This is a genomic window from Streptomyces sp. NPDC020597, from assembly GCF_044335095.1.
GTDB lineage: Bacteria > Actinomycetota > Actinomycetes > Streptomycetales > Streptomycetaceae > Streptomyces.
Map to the genome: position 1 here is coordinate 129,590 of NZ_JBIRUL010000013.1, position 21,404 is coordinate 150,993.

Below are 21,404 nucleotides of genomic sequence, written 5' to 3' on the forward strand. Positions count from 1 at the left end.
AGGAAGGAGCTGCGGGGCTCACGAGCTGCGGGGCCCGGGGTCAGGGCCGGCGGGCGCCGAACACCGGGCGCGCCCAGAGCGGAGGCTCGAGCGCCCTCGGCAGGGCGTCCACCAGTTCCGTCGGCGGGTGCGCCGCCGGTTGCTCGCGGCCTCCCGTCGACCTCAGCTCGGCGACGAACGCCCCGCAGGTCTCCTGACGGTCGTCCGGGCTCTTCGCGAGGGCCCGGACGAACACCCGGTCCACATGCGCAGGCAGGTCGGGCCGGGTCTGTGTCAGCAGCGGCGGGTCGGCGTTCTGGTGGGCCCACAGCAGCGCCATGTCGTCGTCGCGGAGGAAGGGCGGACGGCCCGCCAGGCACTCGTAGACGACGCAGGCGAACCCGTACACGTCGCAGCGCCCGTCGACGGGGCGCCCGGAGATCTGCTCGGGCGAGACGTAGTCGAGCGTGCCGACGAACTGGCCGACCGTGGTGAACCCGGTCAGGGACAGCGACTTCTTCGTCAGCCCGAAGTCGGTGAGATAGGCGTGCTCGGGATGGTCGGTGTCGGTGCCCCGGGCCACCAGGATGTTGCCGGGCTTGACGTCCCGGTGCACGAGCCCGTGCTCGTGCGCGGCGTCCAGCGCCGAGGCGATCTGCGCGGCGATGCGGACGGCCTTCGCCAGCGGCAGCGGACCCTGCCGGTCGAGCAGATGCCGCAGGTCGCTGCCCTCGACGTAGCGCATCGCGATGTACAGCACGCCGTCGGTCTCGTCCGCCTCGAAGACGGGCACGATGTGCGGATGGTCGATCGCCGCGGCCGCCCGCGACTCGTGGGTGAACCGCTTGCGGAACACGTCGTTGCGGGCCAGCTCCGGCGCGAGCAGCTTGAGCGCGACCGTCCGGTCCAGGCGCAGGTCGTGGGCGCGGTAGACGACGGCCATGCCGCCGCGGCCGATCTCGCGCTCGATGCGGTAGCCGGCCACCTGCCGCCCGACCAGTTCGGAGGGCCGGCCGGAGAAGGGGCTGGTCTGATGTGCCATCAGGGTCTCCGGTCCCGGTTCACGATCCGGGTGACGGTGTGGTCGAGATCCTGCTGCCGACCCTGTTCACGGTCCCCGGCGCGGTCCCGGCCCTGGTCCCGGCCCCGGCCCCGGTCTCGGTCACGGTCCTGGTCCCGGCTCGTGTCTCGCTCCCAGTCACGGTCCTGGTCCCGGCCCGTGTCTCGCTCCCAGTCACGGTCCTGGTCCCGGTCCCGGCCTGTGTCTCGGCCTCGGTTCCGGTCCCGGTCCCGGCGGCGATCCCGGCCGAGGCCCTCCGGCGGGTCCGGCGGCTCCGCCGTCGCGTGCGGCGCACGGTCCGTCGCGTACGTGCTGAGGCGGGTCCCGTCGCCGTACACCCAGCGCCCGGCGACGGAGTCGTACATCCAGACGTCCTCGCCGTCGACGACCACGCCGAGCCGCAGCCCCTGGGTGCGGCGGCGGAACGACTCGCCGTCGAGGCCGCCGTCCGCCAGCTCCTCCACCGCCTCGCGGTACCGCGCCAGGGCCTGTTCGGCACGGTCGAGGAGGGGGCGCGGGTCGGCCGCGGCCGTGTGCGGGCCGCCGGCACGGGGCGGGTCCTGGGGGACGGCGACCAGAGCGCGGCCGTCCACCCAGGCCGACCAGCCGTTGGAGCACAGCACGCGTCCCCAGTCGCCGCGCCGCTCCAGGAGCCGGACCGGCAGCAGCGGGTCGAGCGGCATGGTGGGGCGGGCCGGATCGGGCTCCTCCCAGGCGGGCATGCCGTGCTGGGGGACGACGTGCGTCGGGCTGAATCCGGGAGTCGTCATGCGCCGCCCTACTTCCGCATCACCGCGGGCTCGTGCCGGCGCAACAGCCGGGAGACGATGAATCCGAAGGCCGCCGAGAGCACGACCAGCATGCCCACGTCCAGCAGCCAAGTCCCGGCCGAGTGCTCGAACAGCGGGTCGCCGGTGAGGTCGCCGGGCACGATCCGGGACAGCCCGATGGTGCCGGCCATCGCGCCGAGCGCCCACCGTGAGGGAACCAGCCACGACAGCTGGTCCAGGCCGGGCACACCGCTCAGTTGCAGCAGCGCCCCGCAGAAGACCACCTGGACGATGGCGAGCAGCACCAGCAACGGCATCGTCACCTCCTCCTTGCGCACCAGCGCGGAGACCAGGAGTCCGAGCATCATCGCGGTGAAGGACAGCAGCGCCACGGCGACGGTGATCTCGACGAGGGGCGGCATCAGCACGCCCTCGCCGCCGGGCGCGTGCAGGTCGACGCCGAGCAGGGCGACCAGGGTGAGGACCACCGCCTGCACGACGGTCACCGTGCCCAGCACCACGACCTTGGACATCAGATACGCCGATCTGGACAGGCCCACGGCGCGTTCCCGCTGGTAGATCACGCGTTCCTTGACGAGTTCGCGCACCGCGTTGGCGGCTCCGGTCAGGACGCCTCCGACGCACAGGATGAGCAGTGCGTTCATCGCCGTGTCCCGGGTCAGCTCTCCGCCCGCGAGAGCCCGGGCCATGACGCCCATGACGAACGGCAGCGCGATCATGATGGCGAGGAAGGTGCGGTCGGCTGCGAGGGCGGAGGTGTAGCGGCGCACCAGGGTGCCGACCTGGGCGCTCCGGCTGCGGGGACGCGGCGGCGGCAGCATGATCACCGGTCCGGAACGCGGCAGCCGGGGCTGTTCGCTGTCGTCGAGGACGTAGCGCCGGCGCGACGGCGAGTCGTGGTACTCCCCCGCCCAGTCGCGGTCCTGGTCGCGCTCGAAGGCCTCGAATGCCTCGGGCCACTGCTCGAAGCCGAAGAAGGCGAGCGCGTCCTCGGGCGGGCCGTAGTAGGCGACCTTGCCGCCGGGCGCGAGCACCAGCAGCCGGTCGCAGACGTCGAGGCTGAGGACGCTGTGCGTGACGACGATGACGGTGCGGCCGTCGTCGGCGAGGCCGCGCAACATGTGCATCACCGAGCGGTCCATGCCCGGGTCGAGACCGGACGTCGGCTCGTCGAGGAAGAGCAGCGAGGGCTTGGTGAGCAGTTCCAGGGCCACGCTGACACGCTTGCGCTGCCCGCCGGAGAGGCTGTGCACCGGCTGGTCGGCGCGCTCCTGGAGGCCGAGTTCCCGGATGACCTCCTCCACCCGCTCGCGGCGCTCCGCCTTGGCGGTGTCCTGCGGGAAGCGCAGTTCGGCGGCGTAGGCGAGGGCGCTGCGCACGGTCAGCTGGGCGTGCAGGATGTCGTCCTGCGGGACGAGGCCGATGCGCTGGCGCAGCTCGGCGTAGTCGCGGTAGAGGTCGCGGCCGTCGTAGACCACGGTGCCGTGGCCGGCGGGGCGCTGGCCGGTGAGGGCGCCGAGCAGGGTGGACTTGCCCGCGCCGCTGGGCCCGACGACGGCGAGCAGGCACTTCTCCCCCACCGGGAACGACACGTGGTCGAGGAGCACCTTGCGGCCGCGGTCGACGGTGACCGTCAGGTCCTGCACGTCGAGGGAGACCTCACCGGTGTCGACGTACTCCTGGAGCTGGTCCCCGACCAGGCAGAACGCCGAGTGGCCGATGCCGACGATGTCGCCGGGGCCGACCGGGGCGCGCTCGACGGGCAGCCCGTTGAGATAGGTGCCGTTGTGGCTGCCGAGGTCGACGATCTCGTGGCCGCCGTCGGGCAGTGCCCGCAGTTCGGCGTGCCGACGGGAGACGACGAGGTCGTCGACGACGAGTTCGTTGTCGACGGCACGGCCGATGCGCACGGTGCGCGGGGGCAGCGGCCGGACGTGGGTGGGCTGCCGGAAGGTGCCGGTCAGGGCGGGCATGGAGACGGCGGACGGCCGCTCGGGCGCCACCGGAGCCAGGCCGGACAGGACGACGCGGGGCCCGTCGGACGGGCTTCCGAAGCGGATCACGCTGCCGGGGCCGACGCCCCACTCGTGGACCTGACGCCCGTCGGCGTAGGTGCCGTTGGTGCTGTGGTCGTCCTCGAGGGTCCAGTGGTCGCCGTCGGGCCGCAGCACCGCGTGGTGCCAGGAGACGCGGGTGTCGTCGATGACGATGTCGCTCTGCGGGTCCCGCCCCAGGCGGTAGTCGTGGCCCGGGATCAGCAGAGTCGAGCCCGTCTCGGTCTCCAGCACGAGTTCGGGCGCAGTCGAGGAGACCGGCCGCTCCGTCATGTCTGAATTCTATCGATTGGCACCCTTGTGTGCCTGACGGGAGACGCGTGTGTGCCTGACGGGAGGTGCGCGGCACGGGCGGCCCGTCAGCCGACCGGGAGGACGAGGGCCGGGACGGTGCGCTGCATGCGCAGTGCGTCCACGGACTCCGCGAGGAGCTCGTACTCGGTGGTGTCGTCGCTGATCGCGATCCGCACCAGCCTGCCGCCCGCCAGCTCGTCGGCCACCAGCTCCTGTCGGCCCGTGTCGGCGCACCAGGCCCGCAGCAGCCCGGGCACGTCCTGCACGGTGTCGGCGACGGGGACGAGCGCGCCCGGCGGGAAATACTCGCTCTCGGGCAGCGGATCCAGTCGTTCCGCCATCCAGGACGCCCGGTCCCGCAGCCACCACAGGGCGAGCGCCAGCGTCGGCGCGCGATAGGTGCCCAGCGGTACGCCTATGCGCCGGCCGTCGCAGACGCCGTACGCGGTGACATGGCACAGGAATTCGTCGTGCACGTCCCTCTCCCCCGGTGCTCGCTTGCCGGTCGCGCCTCGCTTTCCGTGCGGCTCCTGTGGGGAAACTGCCCCCGACGTTCGAGTATGTTCACTGCTGAATCACTGTCACCATGTCTTTTTGGCCAGTCTCCTGGCATATTCCTCATGATTCATGGCCGAAATGCGGCGAGCTTTGCCGGGCACCGTCATTACCCGGCGGGTAATCGACCCGGACGGCGGGTGCGGGCAAGGTGGTCACACCGGATCGGCGAAGGCCCGAATCCGGGACCTGACCAGTATCGACGACCTTCCTGGGGGCTGATTTCCCATGTCCGCGAACACCGACCGCTACGAGAACGCCGTCGCCCGCTACTTCGAGGCCTGGAACGCACGGGAGCCCGAGACGCTGGCGAAGGCCGTCGCCGCCGCGTGGGCCGTGGGAGGCGGGTACACCGACCCCCTCGCCGACGTCCGCGGTCACGAGGAGATCGCGGCCGTGGTCGCTGCGGCGCACGCGCAGTTCCCGGGCTTCGTCTTCCGGCTCTCCGGCGCGGTCGACGGCCACCACGACACGGCCCGGTTCTCCTGGGAACTGGTGAGCGAGTCCTCGGGCGTCGCCCCGGTGGCCGGATCCGACGTCATCACCCTGGACGCGCAGGACCGGATCACGTCCGTCCTGGGATTCCTGGACCGGGTGCCGGCCGGAGCCTGAGTCCGGCGGCGAATTCCCCCGCCCGGGCGGTGGTAACGGTGCGAGACCGCCGTACGGCCGCCGCGGGCGGGGGAGATCGCGAAAACGAAGGATGCCCCGGGCACGGGAAACGGAATACGGAATGCCGAATTCACCGGCGTCCCGCACGGGTTTTACACCGGCGCGCCGCGCACGTGTCCTGCGAACGGGGCTGGACTTGCGCCGCCCGGCCCGATTCCGTCGCTTCATCCGGACGCGCCGACCCGTCGCGGGAACCGAGGTGCGCAGTGCCGTCGGAGAACCGGACGACCCGGTGAGCACCGTCCGACGCGACGGCTCAGCCGGCGATCACCCGCGTCAGCCGTTGATCACCGCGTCGATCCGGGACAGCTCCTCGGCCTCGAAGTCCAGGCGGGCCAGCGCGCCGACGCTGTCCTCGATCTGGCGGGCGCTGCTCGCTCCGACGAGTGCGGAGGTCACCCGGCCGCCGCGCAGCACCCAGGCGAGCGCGAGCTGTGCGAGGGACTGGCCGCGGGACTTCGCGATCTCGTCGAGGGCGCGCAGCTTGCCGACGAGCTCCTCGGTGACCGCCTCGGACTTCAGGAACGGGCTGTCGCTCGCCGCCCGCGAGTCCTCCGGGATGCCGTTCAGGTAGCGGCCGGTGAGCAGCCCCTGCTCCAGCGGTGAGAACACGATCGACCCGACCTGGAGCTCGTCCAGGGCGTCCAGCAGGCCCTCGCTCTCCGGGCGGCGGTCGAGCATCGAGTAGCGCGGCTGATGGATGAGGAGCGGGGTGCCCAGTTCGCCGAGGATCCGGGCCGCCTCCCGGGTCTGCTCCGCGGAGTAGTTGGAGACGCCGACGTACAGGGCCTTGCCCTGCTGGACCGCCGAGTGCAGGGCGCCCATCGTCTCCTCCAGCGGAGTCTGCGGGTCAGGGCGGTGCGAGTAGAAGACGTCGACGTAGTCCAGACCCATCCGCTTCAGGCTCTGGTCCAGCGAGGACAGCACGTACTTGCGCGAGCCCCACTCCCCGTACGGGCCGGGCCACATCAGGTAGCCGGCCTTGGTGGAGATCACCAGTTCGTCGCGGTACGCCGCGAAGTCGCTCTTCAGGAACCCGCCGAGCGCGGACTCGGCGGCGCCGGGCGGCGGGCCGTAGTTGTTGGCGAGGTCGAAGTGGGTGATGCCGAGATCGAAGGCGCGGCGCAGGATGGCCCGCTGCGTCTCGACGGGGCGGTCCGGGCCGAAGTTGTGCCACAGGCCGAGCGACAGCGCGGGAAGCTTCAGGCCGCTGCGTCCGGTGCGCCGGTAGGGCATGTCCGCGTAACGGTCGGGGTGTGCGGTGTACAACGCGACTCCAGAGGGGGTTGGCACGACGATCGGGTCCGGGAAGATCACTCCCGTGGACCGCTACCCACTCTGGCTCCACCTGCGGGCAGTGGTCCAACAGAAGAATCCGATGAGATTCAGCGGATACGCTTCTCAATCATGGAACTGCGCCACCTCCAGCACTTCGTAGCGGTCGCCGAGGACCAGCATTTCACCCGGGCCGCCGAACGCCTGATGGTCTCCCAGTCCGGCCTGTCGGCGTCGATCCGGTCCCTGGAGCGCGAGCTGCGCGCCCCGCTCTTCGTGCGGACCACCCGGCGGGTGACGCTGACCGAGGCGGGCCGGGCGCTGCTCGGCGAGGCGGAGCGCGTCCTGGCACAGGTGCGGGCGGCCCACGAGGCGGTCGCCGCCGTGCAGGGCGTGGTCCGCGGCACCCTCTCCGTGGGCACCGAGCAGTGCATCGCCGGGGTGCATGTGGCGGGGCTGCTGGCGGCGTTCCGGCGGCGTCACCCGGACGTGGAGATCCGGCTGCGGCAGACCGGCTCGGGCGCGCTCGGCGAGGAGGTGGCGGCCGGCCGGCTCGACCTGGCGTTCGCCTACCGCACCCAGACCGACACCGACCAGCTGCGCTGCGTCCCGCTGGCGGCCGAGCCGATGTACGTGCTGTGCCACCCCGACCATCGCCTCGCGGGAGCGTCGGCGGCCCTCACGCCCCGGGATCTGGCCGGCGAGGTGTTCGTCGACTTCCACCCGGACTGGGGGCCGCGCAGCGCCACCGACGCCGCGTTCGCCGGGGCGGGGGTGCACCGCACGGTGGCCCTGGAGGTCAACGACGTGCACAGTCTGCTGGACCTGGTGGACGAGAACCTCGGCGTCGCCGTGGTGCCGCGTCATTTCCGGCACAAGCGCGAATCCCTCGCCGCCGTCGCCCTCGCCGGCGCGGGCGAGGCGGCCTACGAGACGGTGGCCCTGCTGCCGCCGGCCCGGGCGACCAGTCCGGCGGCCCGGGCGCTCATGGGGCTGCTGGAAACAGGGGGCGCGTGAGCGTCCGCTGGGCGATGGTGGACGTATGCATGCGAAGGACGTCCTCATCGACGGGTACAACCGCATCCAGGAAGAGGTCCGCGCCGCCGTCGGGGGCCTGGACCCCGACGCGCTCAACAGCCGGCCCGCGGCCGGGGCCAACTCGGTCGCCTGGCTCGTCTGGCACCTCAGCCGGGTCCAGGACGACCATCTGGCCGAAGCCTTCGGGCTCGACCAGGTGTGGCTGGCCCAGGGCTGGGAGAAACGGTTCGGCCTCGACCTGCCGCCCGAGGACACCGGGTACGGGCACAGCGCCGCCCAGGTCGCCGAGGTGCACGTGCGCGACGCCGGGCTGCTGACCGGCTACCACGACGCCGTGCACGCGCAGAGCGTCCAGGCGCTGCGCACGCTGACCGCCGCCGACCTGGAGCGCGTGGTGGACGAGCGCTGGGATCCGCCGGTCACCCTGGGCGTCCGGCTGGTCAGCGTCCTGTCCGACGACCTGCAGCACGTCGGACAGGCCGCCTACCTGCGAGGGCTGCTTCAGAGCGCGGCGGCGTAACCCGGCAGGACCACGTCCTCGATGAGGGCGGTGCGCTCGTCGAACGGGATGAACGCGCTCTTGAGGGCGTTCACCGTGACCGTGCGCAGGTCCTCGACGCCCCAGCCCGCGTGCTCGACGAGCAGCGCCATCTCGCCGGTCATCGTGGTGCCGGAGACCAGACGGTTGTCCGTGTTCAGGGTGACGCGGAAGCCGAGGTCCTTCAGGGCGGTGATCGGGTGCTCGGCGATCGAGGTGGCGGCGCCGGTCTGGAGGTTGGACGTCGGGCACATCTCCAGGGCGATCCGGCGGTCGCGCACCCAGCCGGCGAGGCGGCCGAGCTTGCCGTCCACGATGTCGTCGGTGATCCGCACGCCGTGCCCGATGCGCTGGGCGCCGCACACCTGGAGCGCCTGGTGGATGCTGGGCAGGCCGTGGGCCTCGCCGGCGTGGATGGTGAAGGGCACGTTCTCGCGACGCAGGTGCGCGAAGGCGTCGAGGTGGTCGGCGGGCGGGAAGCCGTCCTCGGCGCCGGCGATGTCGAAGCCGACGACGCCGGCGTCCCGGAAGGCGACCGCGAGGTCGGCGGTCTCCCGGGTGCGGTCGAACATGCGCATGCCGCAGAGCAGGGTACCGACCCGGACGGGGGTTCCCGCGGCGGCGGCCTTGGCCATGCCGGCGGCGAGGCCCTCCTGGACCGTCTCGACGACCTCGGCGAGCGCCAGCCCGCCCTTGAGCATCAGCTCGGGGGCATACCGGACCTCGCCGTAGACGACGCCGTCCGCCGCCAGGTCGAGGACGTACTCCTCGGCGGTGCGCAGCAGGCCCTCGCGGGTCTGCATGACGGCGAGGGTGTGCTCGAAGGTGGCTATGTAGCGCACCAGGTCGCCCGAGTCGGCGGCCTCGACGTACCAGGCGGCGAGCTCGTCGGCGTCGGTGGTGGGCAGGGCGTGGCCGGCCTCCGCCGCCAGTTCGACGACGGTCGCGGGGCGCAGTCCGCCGTCGAGGTGGTCGTGCAGGACGGCCTTGGGGAGCCGGCGAAGGGTGTCGATGTCGATGCGGGGCGCGGTCATGTGCGTGGTGTCTTTCTCGGGTCAGTCGGTGGCGGCGGGCTGGAGCAGGTCCCAGCGGTTTCCGTACAGGTCCTGGAAGACGGCGACGGATCCGTAGGGTTCGTGACGGGGCTCTTCCAGGAAGGTCACCCCCGCAGCGAGCATCCGGGCGTGGTCGCCGGCGAAGTCGTCGGTGTGCAGGAAGAACCCGACGCGGCCGCCGGTCTGGTCTCCGACACGGGCGCGCTGCCCCTCACCCTTGGCCAGGGCGAGCAGCAGCCCTGTGCCGTCCTGACCGTCCCCGGGCCGCACGACGACCCAGCGCGCTCCGCCGGGCCGCGGCTCGTCCTCGACGAGCCGGAATCCGAGCGCCTCGGTATAGAAGCGGATCGCCTCGTCGTAGTCGTCGACGACGAGGGTGACCAGGGCGATACGACTCATCGGGGCCTTTCGGGGAGCACCGGGGCAGGGACGGCGACGCCGGCGGAAGTCTTGCCGGAGGGGCGACAGACGGGTGAGGTTATACGTAAAACCTCGCGCACGCCAGTCTCCCCCGTGCGCACCGGATCGCACCCGGCGAGGCCGACCGCCCCGGCCGGGGACGGGGGCGGCCGGCGGCTGGCGGCTGGCGGCTGGCGGCTGGCGGGCAAGCGCTCCGCAGGCGCGACGGGCAGGGGTCAGGCGGCGGGCGGGCCGCCGGGGCGGCGGCCCGGGGGTGTGCGGCGGACGGCCGCGGGGGTGGACGGCGGACGGCCCGTCCGGTCCGATCACCGTGGGCCGACGGCGGGCGTCCCACCGGATGGCAGGCAGCCCGTCCGGTCCGATCACCCGGAGCCACCCGGCGGGCCTCACGACCGGGACGGCGGCCGCGAAGGAGGCGGCGGACAGCTCGCCGGAGCGGCAACGGCGAGGCAGGCGGCGGACAGCGGGTGGGCGGGACGGGCGACGGGGGTCGGGGGCAGGGGGCAGGGTCAGGGGGTGGGCGGCTCGGCGGGACGGGGGTCAGGGTCAGGGGGTGGGCGGCTCGGCGGTCCTGCGGTGGGCCGTGTTCAGACGGTCCAGCTCCTCCGGGGCGAGGCGCAGCGCCCCCGCCGCCACGTTCTCGACGAGGTGGTCGGGGTTCCCCGTGCCCGGGATGGCGAGGACGTGCGGGCCCCGGCTGAGGGTCCAGGCGAGCCGGACCTGCGCCGGCGTCGCACCGTGCGCCCGGGCGACGGCGAGCACCTCGTCGTCGTGGGCGGCGGTCGCACCGCCGGGGCCCGCGTCGCCGGCGATGGCGAAGAACGGGACGAAGGCGATGCCCTGTTCGCCGCAGAGCCGCATGAGCTCTTCGTTCACGGGATCGTGGTCACCGAGTCCGAACCGGTTCTGCACGCTCACCACCGGGGCGATGGCCTGGGCCTCGGCGAGATGCTCGGGCCGGACGACGGACAGACCGAGGTGACGGATCAGGCCGGCCTCGCGCAACTCGGCCAGCGCGCCGAAGTGTTCGGCGATCGACTCCTGCCCCGTCCGGCGCAGGTAGACGAGGTCGAGATGGTCGCGGCCGAGTTGGCGCAGGTTCTCCTCGACATGGGCGCGCAGGTCCTCGGGCCGGGCCGAGGTGCCCCACTCGCCCCGGTAGTCGCGGAACGGGCCGACCTTCGTGGCGATGAGCAGCTCCTCCGGGTAGGGGGAGAGCGCGCTGTTGATGAGTTCGTTCGCGGAGCGCAGTGCGGAGAAGTAGAAGGCCGCGGTGTCGATGTGGTCGACGCCGAGGTCGATCGCCCTGCGCAGCACGGCGATCGAGCGCGAGCGGTCGCTCGACGTGCCGAGGTGGAAGGCGGCACTTCCCGTCAGCCGCATCGCGCCGAATCCGACGCGGCTGACCGGATGGCCGCCGACGCTCCAACTGCCCGCGGCTTGCGCGGTGATCGCTCCGATGGTCATCCGTGCAGTTTCGCACGCCCGGCGGATGCCGGAAGGGGGACGGTCCGGACCGTCGTCGACACCACGGGCCGCGGGGTCTCCTGCCGCCATGTGAACGGGCCGGCGAAGCCCGTTCGGCCGCGCGGACGGCCGTGTGACGGACCCGAGCCGTGGGACGGACCGAGCCGTGTGACCGGCCGACCCCGCGTGTGACGGACCGGCCCGCGCGGGGTCGGCCCGCGCGGCCGACGGGCCGGGCGGTCGACGGGCCGGGCGGTCGACGGGCCGGGCGGTCGACGGCAGGCGGTCAGTGCAGGGGCTTCTCCAGGACGGCCTTGCGGTGGCTGAACGTCTCGATCGAGTAGCGCCCGTGATAGCTGCCCATGCCGCTCGCGCCCACTCCGCCGAACGGTAGGTCGGAGACGGTGAGATGGGCCAGGGGCAGGCCGTGGCCGAGACCGCCGGAGGAGGTCTCGGCGGCGATCCGGCCGCGGGTGTCCTCGGAGTCGGTGAAGACGTACAGGGCGAGGGGCTTGTCGCGGTCGTTGATGAAGCCGATGGCAGCGTCCAGGCCGTCGACGGTGACGATCGGCAGGATCGGGCCGAAGATCTCCTCCTGCATGACGGGCGACTTCGGGTCGACGTCGGCGAGCACGGTCGGCGCGAGGTACTTGTCCGCACGGTCCGTGCCGCCGCCGACCACGACGCGGCCGGAGCCCAGCAGACCGACGAGCCGGTCGAAGTGGCGTTCGTTGACGATGCGGCCGTACTCGCCGGAGGTCTGCGGGTCGGCCCCGTAGACGCTCTCGACCGCCCGCGCCAGCAGCGGCTCGAGGGCGGCGGCCGTCTCGGGGTCGGTGAGGACGTAGTCGGGGGCGACGCAGGTCTGCCCGGCGTTGAGGAACTTGCCGCGGGCCAGCCGATCGGCGACGACGACGAGATCGGCGTCACGGTCGACGAACGCCGGTGACTTGCCGCCCAGTTCGAGGGTGACCGGAGTGAGGTGCTCGGCGGCGGCGCGCAGCACGACGCGGCCGACGACGCCGTTGCCGGTGTAGAAGATGTGGTCGAACCGCTCCTGCAACAGGGCCGTGGTCTCCGGGACGCCGCCCTCGACGACCGCGACCGCCTCGGTGTCGAGGTGCGTCGGCAGCAGACGGGCCAGGGCGGCGGAGGTGGCGGGGGCGAGCTCGCTGGGCTTGACGACCACCGCGTTGCCTGCGGCGAGGGCGCCGACCAGCGGGGCGAGCAGGAGCTGGGCGGGGTAGTTCCACGGGGCGATGACGAGGACGACGCCGAGCGGGTCGTACTGGGTCCAGGCGCGCGCGTCGGCGCCCAGGTGGGCGGGGACCGGGGTCGGCTCGGGGCGCAGCCATCCGTCGAGGTGCTCGAGGGTGTGGTCGATCTCCCGGACCGTGAAGTCGATCTCGGTGCGGTAGGCCTCGGTGGAGCTCTTGCCGAGATCGGCGTGGAGCGCGGCGGCCAGCTCCGCTCCCTGATCGGTGAGCATCCGGCGCAGGCGGCGCAACTGGTCCGTGCGCCAGGCGACGGGCTTGGTGCGGCCGGTGCGGAAGGCGGCTCGCAGCCGGGCCACGACGTCGGCGGGCTGCTCGGGAGTGGTGGCGGCGGTGGTCATCGTGCCTCGCTGGGGTGTGCGGGCCCTTGCGGGCCCTGGGTCGTCGGACGAGCGGTCAGCTCGATGTATATGCCAACCTTTCGGGAGTCAAAATACATTCCCGCGGACCGCCGCTCCCTCCGCGCTCTGCCGAGCCACCCCGTGGGCCTCCCGCGAGCCACCCCCTCGCCCCTCGCCGGCCTGCCGCCCCGGACCGCCCTGTCGGACCGCCGTCCGAACCCCTCTTCCGGAGCGCCGTCCGCCCCCTTCCCGACCGCCGTCCCGGATCGCGTCAGTGGGCGAGCTCACGCAGCCGCCGTTCGAGGAAGGCGCGTTCCGCCGGGCTCTCGCTCAGCGCGAGAGCCGCCCGGTAGGCCCGTCCGGCCTCGGCCGTGCGGTCCAGCCGGCGCAGCAGGTCGGCGCGGACGGCGTGCCAGACGCGGTAGCCGTGCAGGTCCAGCGCGTCCACGAGGTCGAGCGCCTGGCGCGGGCCCTGGGTCCCGGCCACGGCGACCGCCCGGTTCAGGGCCACGACCGGGCTCGGGGCGAGGGCCGTCAACTGGTCGTACAGGCGCAGGATCTGCCCCCAGTCGGTGGCGTCGGCGGCCGGCGCGTCGCTGTGGACGGCCTGGACGGCGGCCTGGATCTGGTACGGCCCGGGCCGGTCGCGGCGCAGGCAGCGGCGGACCAGCGCCTGGCCCTCGGCGATCAGTGCGCGGTCCCACCGGTCGCGGTCCTGCTCGGGCAGCGGCACGAGCGTGCCGTCGGCGTCCACGCGTGCGTCCCGACGGGACTCGACCAGCAGCATCAGCGCCAGCAGGCCGACGGCCTCCGGCTCGTCCGGCATCAGCTCCACGAGGAGCCTGCCGAGCCGCACCGCCTCCGCGCACAGGCCCGCCTCACCCTCGTATCCCTGGTTGAACACCAGGTACACGACGGCGAGGACGCCGCTCAGCCGATCGGGCAGATCCGCGTCGCGCGGTACGCGGTACGGGATGCGCGCGTCCCGGATCTTCGCCTTGGCGCGGACCAGTCGCTGGGCCATGGTCGGTTCGGGGACGAGGAAGGCCCGGGCGATCTGGGCGGTGGTGAGCCCGCCGAGGAGCCGCAGGGTCAGGGCGACCTGTGCCTGCGGGGACAGTGCGGGATGACAGCAGGTGAAGATCAGCCGGAGCCGGTCGTCGCGCACGGGGCCCTCCTCCACGGGCGGGTCGGCGGCGTGCAGCAGGGCCGCCTCGGTCTGACGGGCGTGCCGGGTGGACTCCCGGCGCAGCCGGTCGACGGCCCTGTTACGGGCGGTGGTGATGATCCAGCCGGCCGGGGCGGGCGGCGCCCCGGTCTGCGGCCAGCGGTGCACGGCCGTGGCGAAGGCGTCCTGGACCGCTTCCTCGGCGAGGTCGATGTCGCCCAGGAAGCGGACGAGGACGGCGACGGCCCGGCCGTACTCCGCGCGGAAGACGGCCTCGACCCCCGTGGCGTCCGCCATGGGTCAGTGACTGTCCACGAACGGGCGGACCTCGATCGGCAGCGTGGTGGCGAGCGCGGCCTTGCGCCCCCACTCCAGGGCCTCGTCGAGGTCGGCGGCGGTGATCAGGCAGAGCCCGCCGAGGTACTCCTTCCCCTCGGCGTACGGCCCGTCGGTGATGAGCACCTCGCCGTTCTCGGGCCGCAGCACGGTGGCCGTCTCCGGACCGTGCAGACCGCCGGCGAAGACCCAGGCCCCGGCGGCACGCAGCTCGTCGTTGTAGTCCTGCACGCGGCCCATGATCTCGGCCAGCTCGTCGGCGGCGGGCGGTTCACCGCCGGTCGGCTGGACCACACTGAGCAGGTAGTGCTTCATGACGTCCTCCTTGGCGTCGTGCCGTTGTCTCACCTCCTACACGAACGACTCTCCCCCGGATCGACACCCCGCGCCGCGATCCGGGAAAGAATCCCGCCCATGACCGCACCGCACCCGCTCGTCGCCCGCGCCCGCCGTCTCGCCGACGACCTGCTGACCCCGCACGCCGAGCAGGTCGACCAGGGGGAGGTGCCGAGGGGCCACCTGACGGAGATCGGCCGCTCGGGCCTGCTGGGCGTGAACGCGCCGAGGGAGTACGGCGGCGCCGAGGCGCCCGCGTCGGTGGTGCGGGAGACGACGGAGATCCTGGCCGGGGCCTGCTGCTCGACCTGGTTCGTGCAGGCCCAGCACCACACGCCGGTGCAGGCGCTGGCCGGGAGCGAGAGTCCGGAACGCGAGCGTCTGCTGCCCCGGCTGGCCGGCGGCGAGCTGCTGGCCGGCGTGGCGTACGCCCAGCTGCGGGCGTATCCGCGCACTCCGGTGCGGGCCACGCGGGAGCGGGGCGGCTGGCGCTTCGACGGGACCGTGCCCTGGTACACGGGCTGGGGCCTGAACGACGTCATGCTGCTGGCCGGGGTGACGGAGGCGGGCGAGGCCCTGTTCGCGTTCACCGAGGCGCGCGAACAGCCGGGCCTGCGTGCCTCCGCCCCGCTGCGGCTGGCCGCGCTGACGGCCGCCCGCACGGTCTCCCTGGAGCTGGACGGCCTGTGGTTCCCGGCGGAGGCGGTGGTCGTGCGCACCGCGCACGAAAGCTGGTCGGCGGCCGACCGCCGCAAGACGGTCAACACCAATCCCGCGGTCTTCGGCGTCGCGCGGGCGGCGCTGGCCCTGCTGGACGAGGAGACGGCGGCCCCGCTGCGCAGCCGCCTCGACGCGACCCGCAGTGAGGCCTACGCCCTCGCCGACGGCGCGGCCCCCGACGAGTGCCTCGGGGAACGACTGGCCCTGCGGACGCAGGCCTTCGCGGTCCTTCAGACGGCGACCACGGCGGCCGTCGTCGCGGGCGGAGGCCGCTCCATGCTGCTGACGAACCGCGCCCAGCGCCTCGCGCGCGAGGCGCTGTTCCTCATGGTCCAGGCCCAGACCCGGGAGTCGCGCCGGGCTCAGCTGGCCGCCCTGACGGCCTGACTCCGCGAGGGGCGCGGGCGCAAAACGACGGGGCCGGCCCCCGCGCACGCCCGGTCAGTCCTCGTCCGCTCCCGGGACCACGACGAGGAACGCGTCCGACTTCAGGTCCATGACGACGGTCGCAGGCTCGCCCTCGGCCCGTCGGCGGGCCGCGTACTCCTCCGCGGGCCACGATCCGCGCGGCGCTCCCGCGGGGAACCTCTCCAACACCTTCGCGTGCATGACGGCAGACACCTCCACAGCGAAACGGACACCGCCGAGACCGACGACTCGTGCACGAACCGGCTTCCCGCGATCCGAGCGGGCATGTTCACAGCCGCGCGAAACGGTCCTCCTCGACGGGCGTGCGGGGGCGGCTCGGCCGGCCCGGCCACCACGCCCGGGCCCCGATGTCCCGCACGAGCGCGGGGACCAGCAGCGACCTGACCACGAGGGTGTCGAGGAGGACGCCGAAGGCCACGATGAAGGCGATCTGGACCAGGAAGGCCAGCGGGACGACCCCGAGCGCGGCGAAGGTCGCGGCGAGCACCACACCGGCCGAGGTGATCACCCCGCCGGTGGCGACGAGCCCCCGCAGCACGCCCTCGCGCACCCCGTGCCGCAGCGACTCCTCGCGGACCCGGGACATCAGGAAGATGTTGTAGTCGACGCCCAGCGCGACCAGGAAGACGAAGCCGTACAACGGCACGGAGGGGTCGGTTCCGCCGAAACCGAGGACGTGCCGGAACACCAGGGCCGAGACGCCCAGCGTGGCCGCGAAGTTGAGCGCGACGGTGGCCACGAGCAGCACGGGCAGCAGCAGCGAGCGCAGCAGCAGCGTGAGGATGAGCAGAATGACGGCCAGCACGACGGGGACGATGAGGGTCCGGTCTCGTTCCGCGGTGCGCCGGGTGTCGACCTGCTGGGCGGTGTAGCCGCCGACGAGGGCGTTCGCGCCGGGAACCGCGTGCAGGGACGTGCGCAGCCGCACCACGGTCCGCTTGGCCGCGTCGCTGTCCGCGGGCGAGGCGAGGGTGACGTCGACGCGGACGCGGCCGTCGACCACCAGCGGCGCCCCGCCGGGCCGTCCGGACGCGCTCACCCCGGCCGCGGAGGCGACGCCGTCGGTGGTGCGGGCCGCGGCGAGCACCTGCGCGAGCCGGTCGGCGTCGGCCACGACGACCGCCGGGTTGCCCGAGCCGCCCGGGAAGTGCCTGCTCAGCGTCTGCTGTGCGGCGACCGAGGGAGCGTCGTCCACGAAGGTCTCGTCGAGGGGGACGCCCTTCGAGCTCAGTGTCGGCGCGAAGGCGGCGCCGGCCAGCAGCAGGGCGAGGGTCACCGCCCAGACGCGGCGCGGCGCCCGGTCGACGAGTGCGGCGACGCGGTGCCAGATCCCGGCGCCCGCGCCGCGCCCCTCGGCGGGGGCGGGCTTCGCGGGCCAGTAGGCGGCTCGCCCGAGGACGACGAGGACGGCGGGCACGAAGGTGAGCGAGGCGAGGGCGGCGCAGCCGATGCCGATGGCGCCGACCGGGCCGAGGGCCCGGTTGTTGGTCAGGTCGCTGAGCAGCAGGGCGAGCAACCCCAGCGCGACGGTCGCGGCGCTGGCCGTGACGGCGCCCCAGGACTGCCGCAGCGCGGCTCGTCCGGCGGTGTGGCGGTCCGCGCCCGCGGCGAGTTCCTCTCGGTAGCGGGCGGTGAACAGCAGGGAGTAGTCGGTGGCCGCGCCGATCACGAGGATCGACAGGATGCCCTGCACCTGCCCGTCGACGCGGACGACGTCGTGGTCGGCGAGCGCGTAGACGACCGCGCACGCGAGGCCCAGCGCGAAGACGGACCCGAGGATGATCACCAGCGGGAGCAGCAGGCTGCGGTAGACCAGCAGCAGGATGGCGAGCACGGTGGCCAGCGCCACGCCGAGGAGCAGGCCGTCGATGCCGGCGAAGGCGTCCGCCAGGTCGGCCTGGCCGGCGGCCGGGCCGGCCAGCCGGACCGTGGTCCCGGGAACGCCTTCGGCTGCCTCCCGGATGCGGTCGAGGGCGGCCCCGAGGCCGTCGCCGAGGTCGGGACGCAGCGGCACCACGCCCTCCAGCGCCTTCCCGTCCCGTGAGAGCACGGCGGGCGGGATCTCGCCGGCCACCTCCGGGGCGTCGGCCAGCGGCGCGAGCGCCCGGTCGGCCGCCGCCCGCCGGCCTGCCGGGCTCGTGGCCTCGCCGCCCGTCCAGACGACGATCGCCGGGAGCGTCTCGTCCTGGCGGAACGCCCGCCGGGCGGCGATCACCGCCGTCGACTCGGCGCTGCGCGGCAGGAACGCCGCCTGATCGTTGGTGGCGACCTCGCCGAGCCGTCCGGCGAAGGGGCCGAGGGCGCCCCCGACGCCGAGCCAGACGGCGACGAGCAGCAGGGGGACGAGCCATCGGGCGCGTCGGGGCGTGGCGGGCATCGCTCTCCTGGTTCCGGGGGCCGCGGCAGCGGCGGCCGGCCAATATATCTCGATGATGAACAATCTCAATCATCGAGTCAGTTGGTGATCGTAGACGGCGCCTCTGCTTCCGTCGATGCCGGGTGCGCGGATGCGGTGCGGACGGACGTAGGTCCGCGCAGTCCTCTACGTGGATCCACCGATGTGCCGGCCCGGCCGCCTGGGCGAGGATGCGAGCCCGCGCACCACCCCGGCCGGAGCGAAAGGACGTCGCCCGCGGTGCTCCCCTGGATCATGTTCTCGGTCATCCTCATCGCCCCGTTCGTCGTGGGCGGAACACTCGCCGCCCGTACCGCCCGCCGGGCGAACAAAACGGACCGGGCCATGCGCGTCCTCGCCCAACGCCCCGGCTGGAGCCGCATCTCGAGCGACGGGCAAGGGCCGCCCGGGACCGGCTACGCGGGGCACTTCCCGTGGCTGCTCCGCACCCGCCACGGCACCGGCGTGACCGGCCCGCTCGGGGATCTCCGAGTCGGCGTCACCAGACTCTGGGAGCCGGTCGGGCGCAGGGACGTGCGGCACTGGCTCGTCGTGTCCTTCGACCTGCCCGGCGACGGGCTCTTCCTCCGGCTCGAGCGCGACTGGAGCGCGGCGGAACTCAACCTGCGCTGCGAGGGCCTTCCGTACCTGCCGATGAGCAAGGACGACCAGGCGGGGACGGTCGAGCGGTTCTACTCGTCGGATCTGCCCGAGCGGCTCATGAGGTTCGCCGCTCCGGCGGTCTCGCTGTACGGGGCCGGGGTGTGCTTCGCCTACCCGATGCCCGACGTGGTGGACATGGGCTCCCTGCTGGAGGGACTGGCGGCCCTGCTCCCGGACCTGACCGCACTCGCCCGGCCCGCCGGCCCGAAGGAGCCGCAGGACGCTCCCTAGCCCTCCCCGGCCGAGCCGCCCGTCACGGGGGCCGCAAGGCCGTGAGGGGCCGCAAGGCCGTGAGAGCGCGCACGGTCGTGGGGAGCCGCACGGACGGTACCGCCGGGCCGGTCAGCGCGCCGGCGGCGGCACGCTCCCGGCGAGCTCCTCGTTGAGGGCCGCGAGGAAACGCACCACGACCGACAGCTCGTCCGCCGTGAAGCGGGCCCGTGCGGCCTCGGTGGCCTCGGCCAGCGGACGGAAGTAGGTGCGGGCCGCCGACCGGGCGTCGGAGGCGTAGTACAGGTGAACCACCCGGCGGTCGGCGCTCTCCCGGACCCGGCGGATGTGCCCGGCCCGTTCGAGCCGGTCCACGCACGCGGTGACCGCGCCGGAGGTCAGTCCGAGGAGCTCGCGCAGCCGCTTCGGCGTCATCGGCTCCTCGGCGTCCAGGATCGCCGCGAGCGCCTGGACGTCGGTGGCGTGCAGGGCGTGCTCGCCCGCGAACCCGTGCACCAGCCGGTTGATCCCGCCGTTCATCCGCCGCAGCTGGACGGCGAAGGCGTGCAGGTCGGCTGGGTGCGGGAGCGCCTCGGACTCCCGTGCCGCCGCCGGGCGTTCCCGGTCGTTCGCTGTGGCCACGCGATCAGCGTAGTCGGCCGCCCGTCTCACTCGATCGTGCGCACAAACCGGTGTCCCCGCATCCATGACGGCTCCCGGCGTGGAAGCGATCGACAAGGGGCCATCGAGACGGAGGACCGAGGACTGATGACCGCACAGGGCGACCGCACGGGACCGCTGAGCCTGGTGACCGGCGCGACCGGGTACATCGGCGGGCGGCTGGTCCCGGAGCTGCTCGCGGCCGGACACCGGGTGCGCTGTCTGGCCCGTTCCCCCGACCGGCTGCGCGACCACACGTGGGCGGGCGACGTCGAGGCCGTGCGCGGCGACGTCACGGACGCCGCGTCGGTCGCGGCGGCGATGCGGGGCGTGGACGTCGCCTACTACCTGGTTCACGCCCTGGGCACGGGCGACGACTTCGAGGAGACCGACCGGCGGGCGGCGCGGATCTTCGGCGAACAGGCCCGGGCCGCCGGGGTCCGTCGCATCGTCTACCTCGGCGGTCTCACCCCGGCCGGGGCGCCCGAACGGGAGCTCTCGCCGCACTTGCGCTCGCGGGCCGAGGTGGGCCGCATCCTGCTGGCGTCGGGGACGCCGACGACGGTCCTGCGGGCTGCGGTCGTCATCGGATCCGGCTCGGCGTCGTTCGAGATGCTGCGCTATCTGACCGAGCGCCTGCCGGTGATGGTCACCCCGAGCTGGGTGCACACCCGCATCCAGCCCGTCGCGGTGCGCGACGTGCTGCGCGCGCTCGTCGGCAGCGCCGCCATGCCGGACGACGTCAGCCGGGCCTTCGACATCGGCGGCCCGGACGTGCTGACGTACCGCGAGATGATGCTCCGCTACGCCGCGATCGCCGAGCTGCCGCGTCGCCTCATCCTGTCCGTCCCGATGCTCACCCCCGGCCTGTCCAGCCACTGGGTCGGCCTGGTGACGCCGGTGCCCGCGTCGATCGCCCGGCCGCTCACCGAGTCGCTGCGGCACGAGGTGGTCTGCCACGAGCACGACATCGCCCGGTACGTGCCCGACCCGCCGGGGCATCCGATCGGCTTCGACGAGGCGGTCCGGCTCGCGCTGCGCAAGGTCCGCGACGCGCAGGTCTCCACCCGCTGGTCGTCCGCCTCGGTGCCGGGCGCACCCAGCGATCCGCTGCCCACCGACCCCGGCTGGGCCGGCGGCAGCCTGTACACGGACGACCGGGAACTCGCCGTCGACGCGCCGCGCGCCGCCCTGTGGCGGGTGATCGAGGGCATCGGCGGTGAGAACGGCTGGTACTCGTTCCCGCTCGCCTGGGCCGTCCGCGGCGGGCTCGACCGGCTGGTCGGCGGGGTGGGGCTGCGCCGCGGCCGCCGGGACGCCGCCCGGCTGCGGGTGGGCGACTCGCTGGACTTCTGGCGGGTCGAGGAGATCGAGCCCGGACGGCTGCTGCGCCTGCGGGCGGAGATGCGGCTGCCGGGCCGGGCCTGGCTGGAGCTGTACGCGCGAACGGACCCCGAGGGCCGGACCCGGTTCCGTCAGCGCGCCCTGTTCCACCCGCACGGGCTCCTCGGCCACGCCTACTGGTGGAGTGTGGCGCCCTTCCACACGGTCGTCTTCGGCGGCATGGCCCGCAACATCGCCCGGGCGGCGGAGGCGCAGGCGGGCGCCCCGAAGCCCGCGCCCGTGCGCTGAACGGCGTGCGCCGCCCGCCCGGCAGCAGTTCTTCGTCGTCCC

At 73.6% G+C, this 21,404-nt stretch carries 19 protein-coding genes and 1 pseudogene; 6 read left to right on the top strand and 14 right to left on the bottom strand.

Features of this window, described 5'->3' with window-relative positions; translation table 11 throughout:
• Nucleotides 1–40: 40 nt before the first annotated feature.
• The 4 genes and pseudogenes from ACH4ZA_RS23205 to ACH4ZA_RS23220 form a co-directional block, all read right to left on the bottom strand.
• Entirely contained in the window at nucleotides 41–1,021 is a 981-nt protein-coding gene (locus ACH4ZA_RS23205) for a serine/threonine-protein kinase (protein ID WP_398431350.1), read from the bottom strand.
• A 284-nt stretch (nucleotides 1,022–1,305) separates the two neighbouring features.
• Nucleotides 1,306–1,809, bottom strand: a pseudogene (locus ACH4ZA_RS23210) (hypothetical protein); the annotation flags it as partial.
• Between the two features lie 8 nt (nucleotides 1,810–1,817).
• Nucleotides 1,818–4,157, bottom strand: coding sequence for an FHA domain-containing protein (locus ACH4ZA_RS23215; protein WP_398431351.1), 2,340 nt, complete (start codon nucleotides 4,155–4,157; stop codon nucleotides 1,818–1,820).
• Between the two features lie 86 nt (nucleotides 4,158–4,243).
• Entirely contained in the window at nucleotides 4,244–4,654 is a 411-nt protein-coding gene (locus ACH4ZA_RS23220) for a hypothetical protein (protein WP_351678497.1), read from the bottom strand.
• A gap of 307 nt (nucleotides 4,655–4,961) precedes the next feature.
• On the opposite strand from ACH4ZA_RS23220, the gene ACH4ZA_RS23225 reads away from it, so the two are divergent.
• A complete protein-coding gene (locus tag ACH4ZA_RS23225; RefSeq protein WP_398431353.1) occupies nucleotides 4,962–5,345 on the top strand; it encodes a nuclear transport factor 2 family protein in 384 nt (127 codons plus the stop codon).
• Between the two features lie 336 nt (nucleotides 5,346–5,681).
• Here ACH4ZA_RS23225 and mgrA read toward each other — a convergent pair whose 3' ends face one another.
• On the bottom strand, nucleotides 5,682–6,674 hold the full coding sequence (gene mgrA / locus ACH4ZA_RS23230) for an L-glyceraldehyde 3-phosphate reductase (protein ID WP_398431354.1): 993 nt from the start codon (nucleotides 6,672–6,674) through the stop codon (nucleotides 5,682–5,684).
• A 138-nt stretch (nucleotides 6,675–6,812) separates the two neighbouring features.
• On the opposite strand from mgrA, the gene ACH4ZA_RS23235 reads away from it, so the two are divergent.
• Entirely contained in the window at nucleotides 6,813–7,697 is an 885-nt protein-coding gene (locus ACH4ZA_RS23235) for a LysR family transcriptional regulator (protein ID WP_398431355.1), read from the top strand.
• A 25-nt stretch (nucleotides 7,698–7,722) separates the two neighbouring features.
• Nucleotides 7,723–8,238 (top strand): DinB family protein, encoded by a 516-nt coding sequence (locus ACH4ZA_RS23240; protein WP_398431356.1) that lies wholly within the window; start codon nucleotides 7,723–7,725, stop codon nucleotides 8,236–8,238.
• Here the strand turns inward: ACH4ZA_RS23240 and ACH4ZA_RS23245 are convergent.
• The 6 genes from ACH4ZA_RS23245 to ACH4ZA_RS23270 form a co-directional block, all read right to left on the bottom strand.
• The gene (locus ACH4ZA_RS23245) at nucleotides 8,220–9,290 is read right to left on the bottom strand and encodes an adenosine deaminase (protein ID WP_398431358.1); all 1,071 of its coding nucleotides are present in this window, start codon (nucleotides 9,288–9,290) and stop codon (nucleotides 8,220–8,222) included. The genes ACH4ZA_RS23240 and ACH4ZA_RS23245 overlap by 19 nt on opposite strands.
• A gap of 21 nt (nucleotides 9,291–9,311) precedes the next feature.
• A complete protein-coding gene (locus tag ACH4ZA_RS23250; RefSeq protein WP_398431360.1) occupies nucleotides 9,312–9,710 on the bottom strand; it encodes a VOC family protein in 399 nt (132 codons plus the stop codon).
• Nucleotides 9,711–10,277: 567 nt separating this feature from the next.
• Nucleotides 10,278–11,198, bottom strand: coding sequence for an aldo/keto reductase (locus ACH4ZA_RS23255; RefSeq protein WP_398431361.1), 921 nt, complete (start codon nucleotides 11,196–11,198; stop codon nucleotides 10,278–10,280).
• Nucleotides 11,199–11,484: 286 nt separating this feature from the next.
• A complete protein-coding gene (locus tag ACH4ZA_RS23260) occupies nucleotides 11,485–12,813 on the bottom strand; it encodes an aldehyde dehydrogenase family protein (RefSeq protein ID WP_398431363.1) in 1,329 nt (442 codons plus the stop codon).
• Between the two features lie 271 nt (nucleotides 12,814–13,084).
• A complete protein-coding gene (locus tag ACH4ZA_RS23265) occupies nucleotides 13,085–14,278 on the bottom strand; it encodes an RNA polymerase sigma factor (RefSeq protein ID WP_398431365.1) in 1,194 nt (397 codons plus the stop codon).
• Nucleotides 14,279–14,281: 3 nt separating this feature from the next.
• Nucleotides 14,282–14,632, bottom strand: a complete 351-nt coding sequence (locus tag ACH4ZA_RS23270; RefSeq protein ID WP_398431366.1) for a YciI family protein — start codon at nucleotides 14,630–14,632, stop codon at nucleotides 14,282–14,284.
• 99 nt (nucleotides 14,633–14,731) lie between these two features.
• Between ACH4ZA_RS23270 and ACH4ZA_RS23275 the strand changes: the two genes are divergently transcribed.
• Nucleotides 14,732–15,760, top strand: a complete 1,029-nt coding sequence (locus ACH4ZA_RS23275) for an acyl-CoA dehydrogenase family protein (protein ID WP_398431367.1) — start codon at nucleotides 14,732–14,734, stop codon at nucleotides 15,758–15,760.
• 54 nt (nucleotides 15,761–15,814) lie between these two features.
• Here the strand turns inward: ACH4ZA_RS23275 and ACH4ZA_RS23280 are convergent, their stop codons facing one another.
• The gene (locus tag ACH4ZA_RS23280; protein WP_398431369.1) at nucleotides 15,815–15,982 is read right to left on the bottom strand and encodes a hypothetical protein; all 168 of its coding nucleotides are present in this window, start codon (nucleotides 15,980–15,982) and stop codon (nucleotides 15,815–15,817) included.
• 88 nt (nucleotides 15,983–16,070) lie between these two features.
• On the bottom strand, nucleotides 16,071–18,179 hold the full coding sequence (locus tag ACH4ZA_RS23285) for an MMPL family transporter (RefSeq protein ID WP_398431371.1): 2,109 nt from the start codon (nucleotides 18,177–18,179) through the stop codon (nucleotides 16,071–16,073).
• Nucleotides 18,180–18,437: 258 nt separating this feature from the next.
• Here ACH4ZA_RS23285 and ACH4ZA_RS23290 point away from each other — a divergent pair, with 258 nt between their 5' ends.
• The gene (locus tag ACH4ZA_RS23290) at nucleotides 18,438–19,091 is read left to right on the top strand and encodes a hypothetical protein (protein WP_398431372.1); all 654 of its coding nucleotides are present in this window, start codon (nucleotides 18,438–18,440) and stop codon (nucleotides 19,089–19,091) included.
• A 111-nt stretch (nucleotides 19,092–19,202) separates the two neighbouring features.
• On the opposite strand, the gene ACH4ZA_RS23295 is transcribed toward ACH4ZA_RS23290, so the two are convergent.
• Entirely contained in the window at nucleotides 19,203–19,712 is a 510-nt protein-coding gene (locus tag ACH4ZA_RS23295) for a MarR family winged helix-turn-helix transcriptional regulator (RefSeq protein WP_398431374.1), read from the bottom strand.
• A gap of 126 nt (nucleotides 19,713–19,838) precedes the next feature.
• On the opposite strand from ACH4ZA_RS23295, the gene ACH4ZA_RS23300 reads away from it, so the two are divergent.
• Nucleotides 19,839–21,362: an SDR family oxidoreductase gene (locus ACH4ZA_RS23300; RefSeq protein ID WP_398431376.1), complete on the top strand. Its 1,524-nt coding sequence runs from the start codon at nucleotides 19,839–19,841 to the stop codon at nucleotides 21,360–21,362.
• The last annotated feature ends 42 nt before the right edge of the window (nucleotides 21,363–21,404 follow it).

What these genes read in the sequence shown, in the direction of transcription:
- ACH4ZA_RS23300 (WP_398431376.1), top strand. Translation starts at nt 19,839, where the DNA reads ATGACCGCACAGGGCGACCGCACGGGACCGCTGAGCCTGGTGACCGGC.
- ACH4ZA_RS23275 (WP_398431367.1), top strand. Translation starts at nt 14,732, where the DNA reads ATGACCGCACCGCACCCGCTCGTCGCCCGCGCCCGCCGTCTCGCCGAC.
- ACH4ZA_RS23240 (WP_398431356.1), top strand. Translation starts at nt 7,723, where the DNA reads ATGCATGCGAAGGACGTCCTCATCGACGGGTACAACCGCATCCAGGAA.
- ACH4ZA_RS23265 (WP_398431365.1), bottom strand. Translation starts at nt 14,278, where the DNA reads ATGGCGGACGCCACGGGGGTCGAGGCCGTCTTCCGCGCGGAGTACGGC.
- ACH4ZA_RS23250 (WP_398431360.1), bottom strand. Translation starts at nt 9,710, where the DNA reads ATGAGTCGTATCGCCCTGGTCACCCTCGTCGTCGACGACTACGACGAG.
- ACH4ZA_RS23225 (WP_398431353.1), top strand. Translation starts at nt 4,962, where the DNA reads ATGTCCGCGAACACCGACCGCTACGAGAACGCCGTCGCCCGCTACTTC.
- ACH4ZA_RS23215 (WP_398431351.1), bottom strand. Translation starts at nt 4,157, where the DNA reads ATGACGGAGCGGCCGGTCTCCTCGACTGCGCCCGAACTCGTGCTGGAG.
- ACH4ZA_RS23280 (WP_398431369.1), bottom strand. Translation starts at nt 15,982, where the DNA reads ATGCACGCGAAGGTGTTGGAGAGGTTCCCCGCGGGAGCGCCGCGCGGA.
- ACH4ZA_RS23285 (WP_398431371.1), bottom strand. Translation starts at nt 18,179, where the DNA reads ATGCCCGCCACGCCCCGACGCGCCCGATGGCTCGTCCCCCTGCTGCTC.
- ACH4ZA_RS23270 (WP_398431366.1), bottom strand. Translation starts at nt 14,632, where the DNA reads ATGAAGCACTACCTGCTCAGTGTGGTCCAGCCGACCGGCGGTGAACCG.
- ACH4ZA_RS23245 (WP_398431358.1), bottom strand. Translation starts at nt 9,290, where the DNA reads ATGACCGCGCCCCGCATCGACATCGACACCCTTCGCCGGCTCCCCAAG.
- ACH4ZA_RS23260 (WP_398431363.1), bottom strand. Translation starts at nt 12,813, where the DNA reads ATGACCACCGCCGCCACCACTCCCGAGCAGCCCGCCGACGTCGTGGCC.
- ACH4ZA_RS23235 (WP_398431355.1), top strand. Translation starts at nt 6,813, where the DNA reads ATGGAACTGCGCCACCTCCAGCACTTCGTAGCGGTCGCCGAGGACCAG.
- ACH4ZA_RS23255 (WP_398431361.1), bottom strand. Translation starts at nt 11,198, where the DNA reads ATGACCATCGGAGCGATCACCGCGCAAGCCGCGGGCAGTTGGAGCGTC.
- ACH4ZA_RS23205 (WP_398431350.1), bottom strand. Translation starts at nt 1,021, where the DNA reads ATGGCACATCAGACCAGCCCCTTCTCCGGCCGGCCCTCCGAACTGGTC.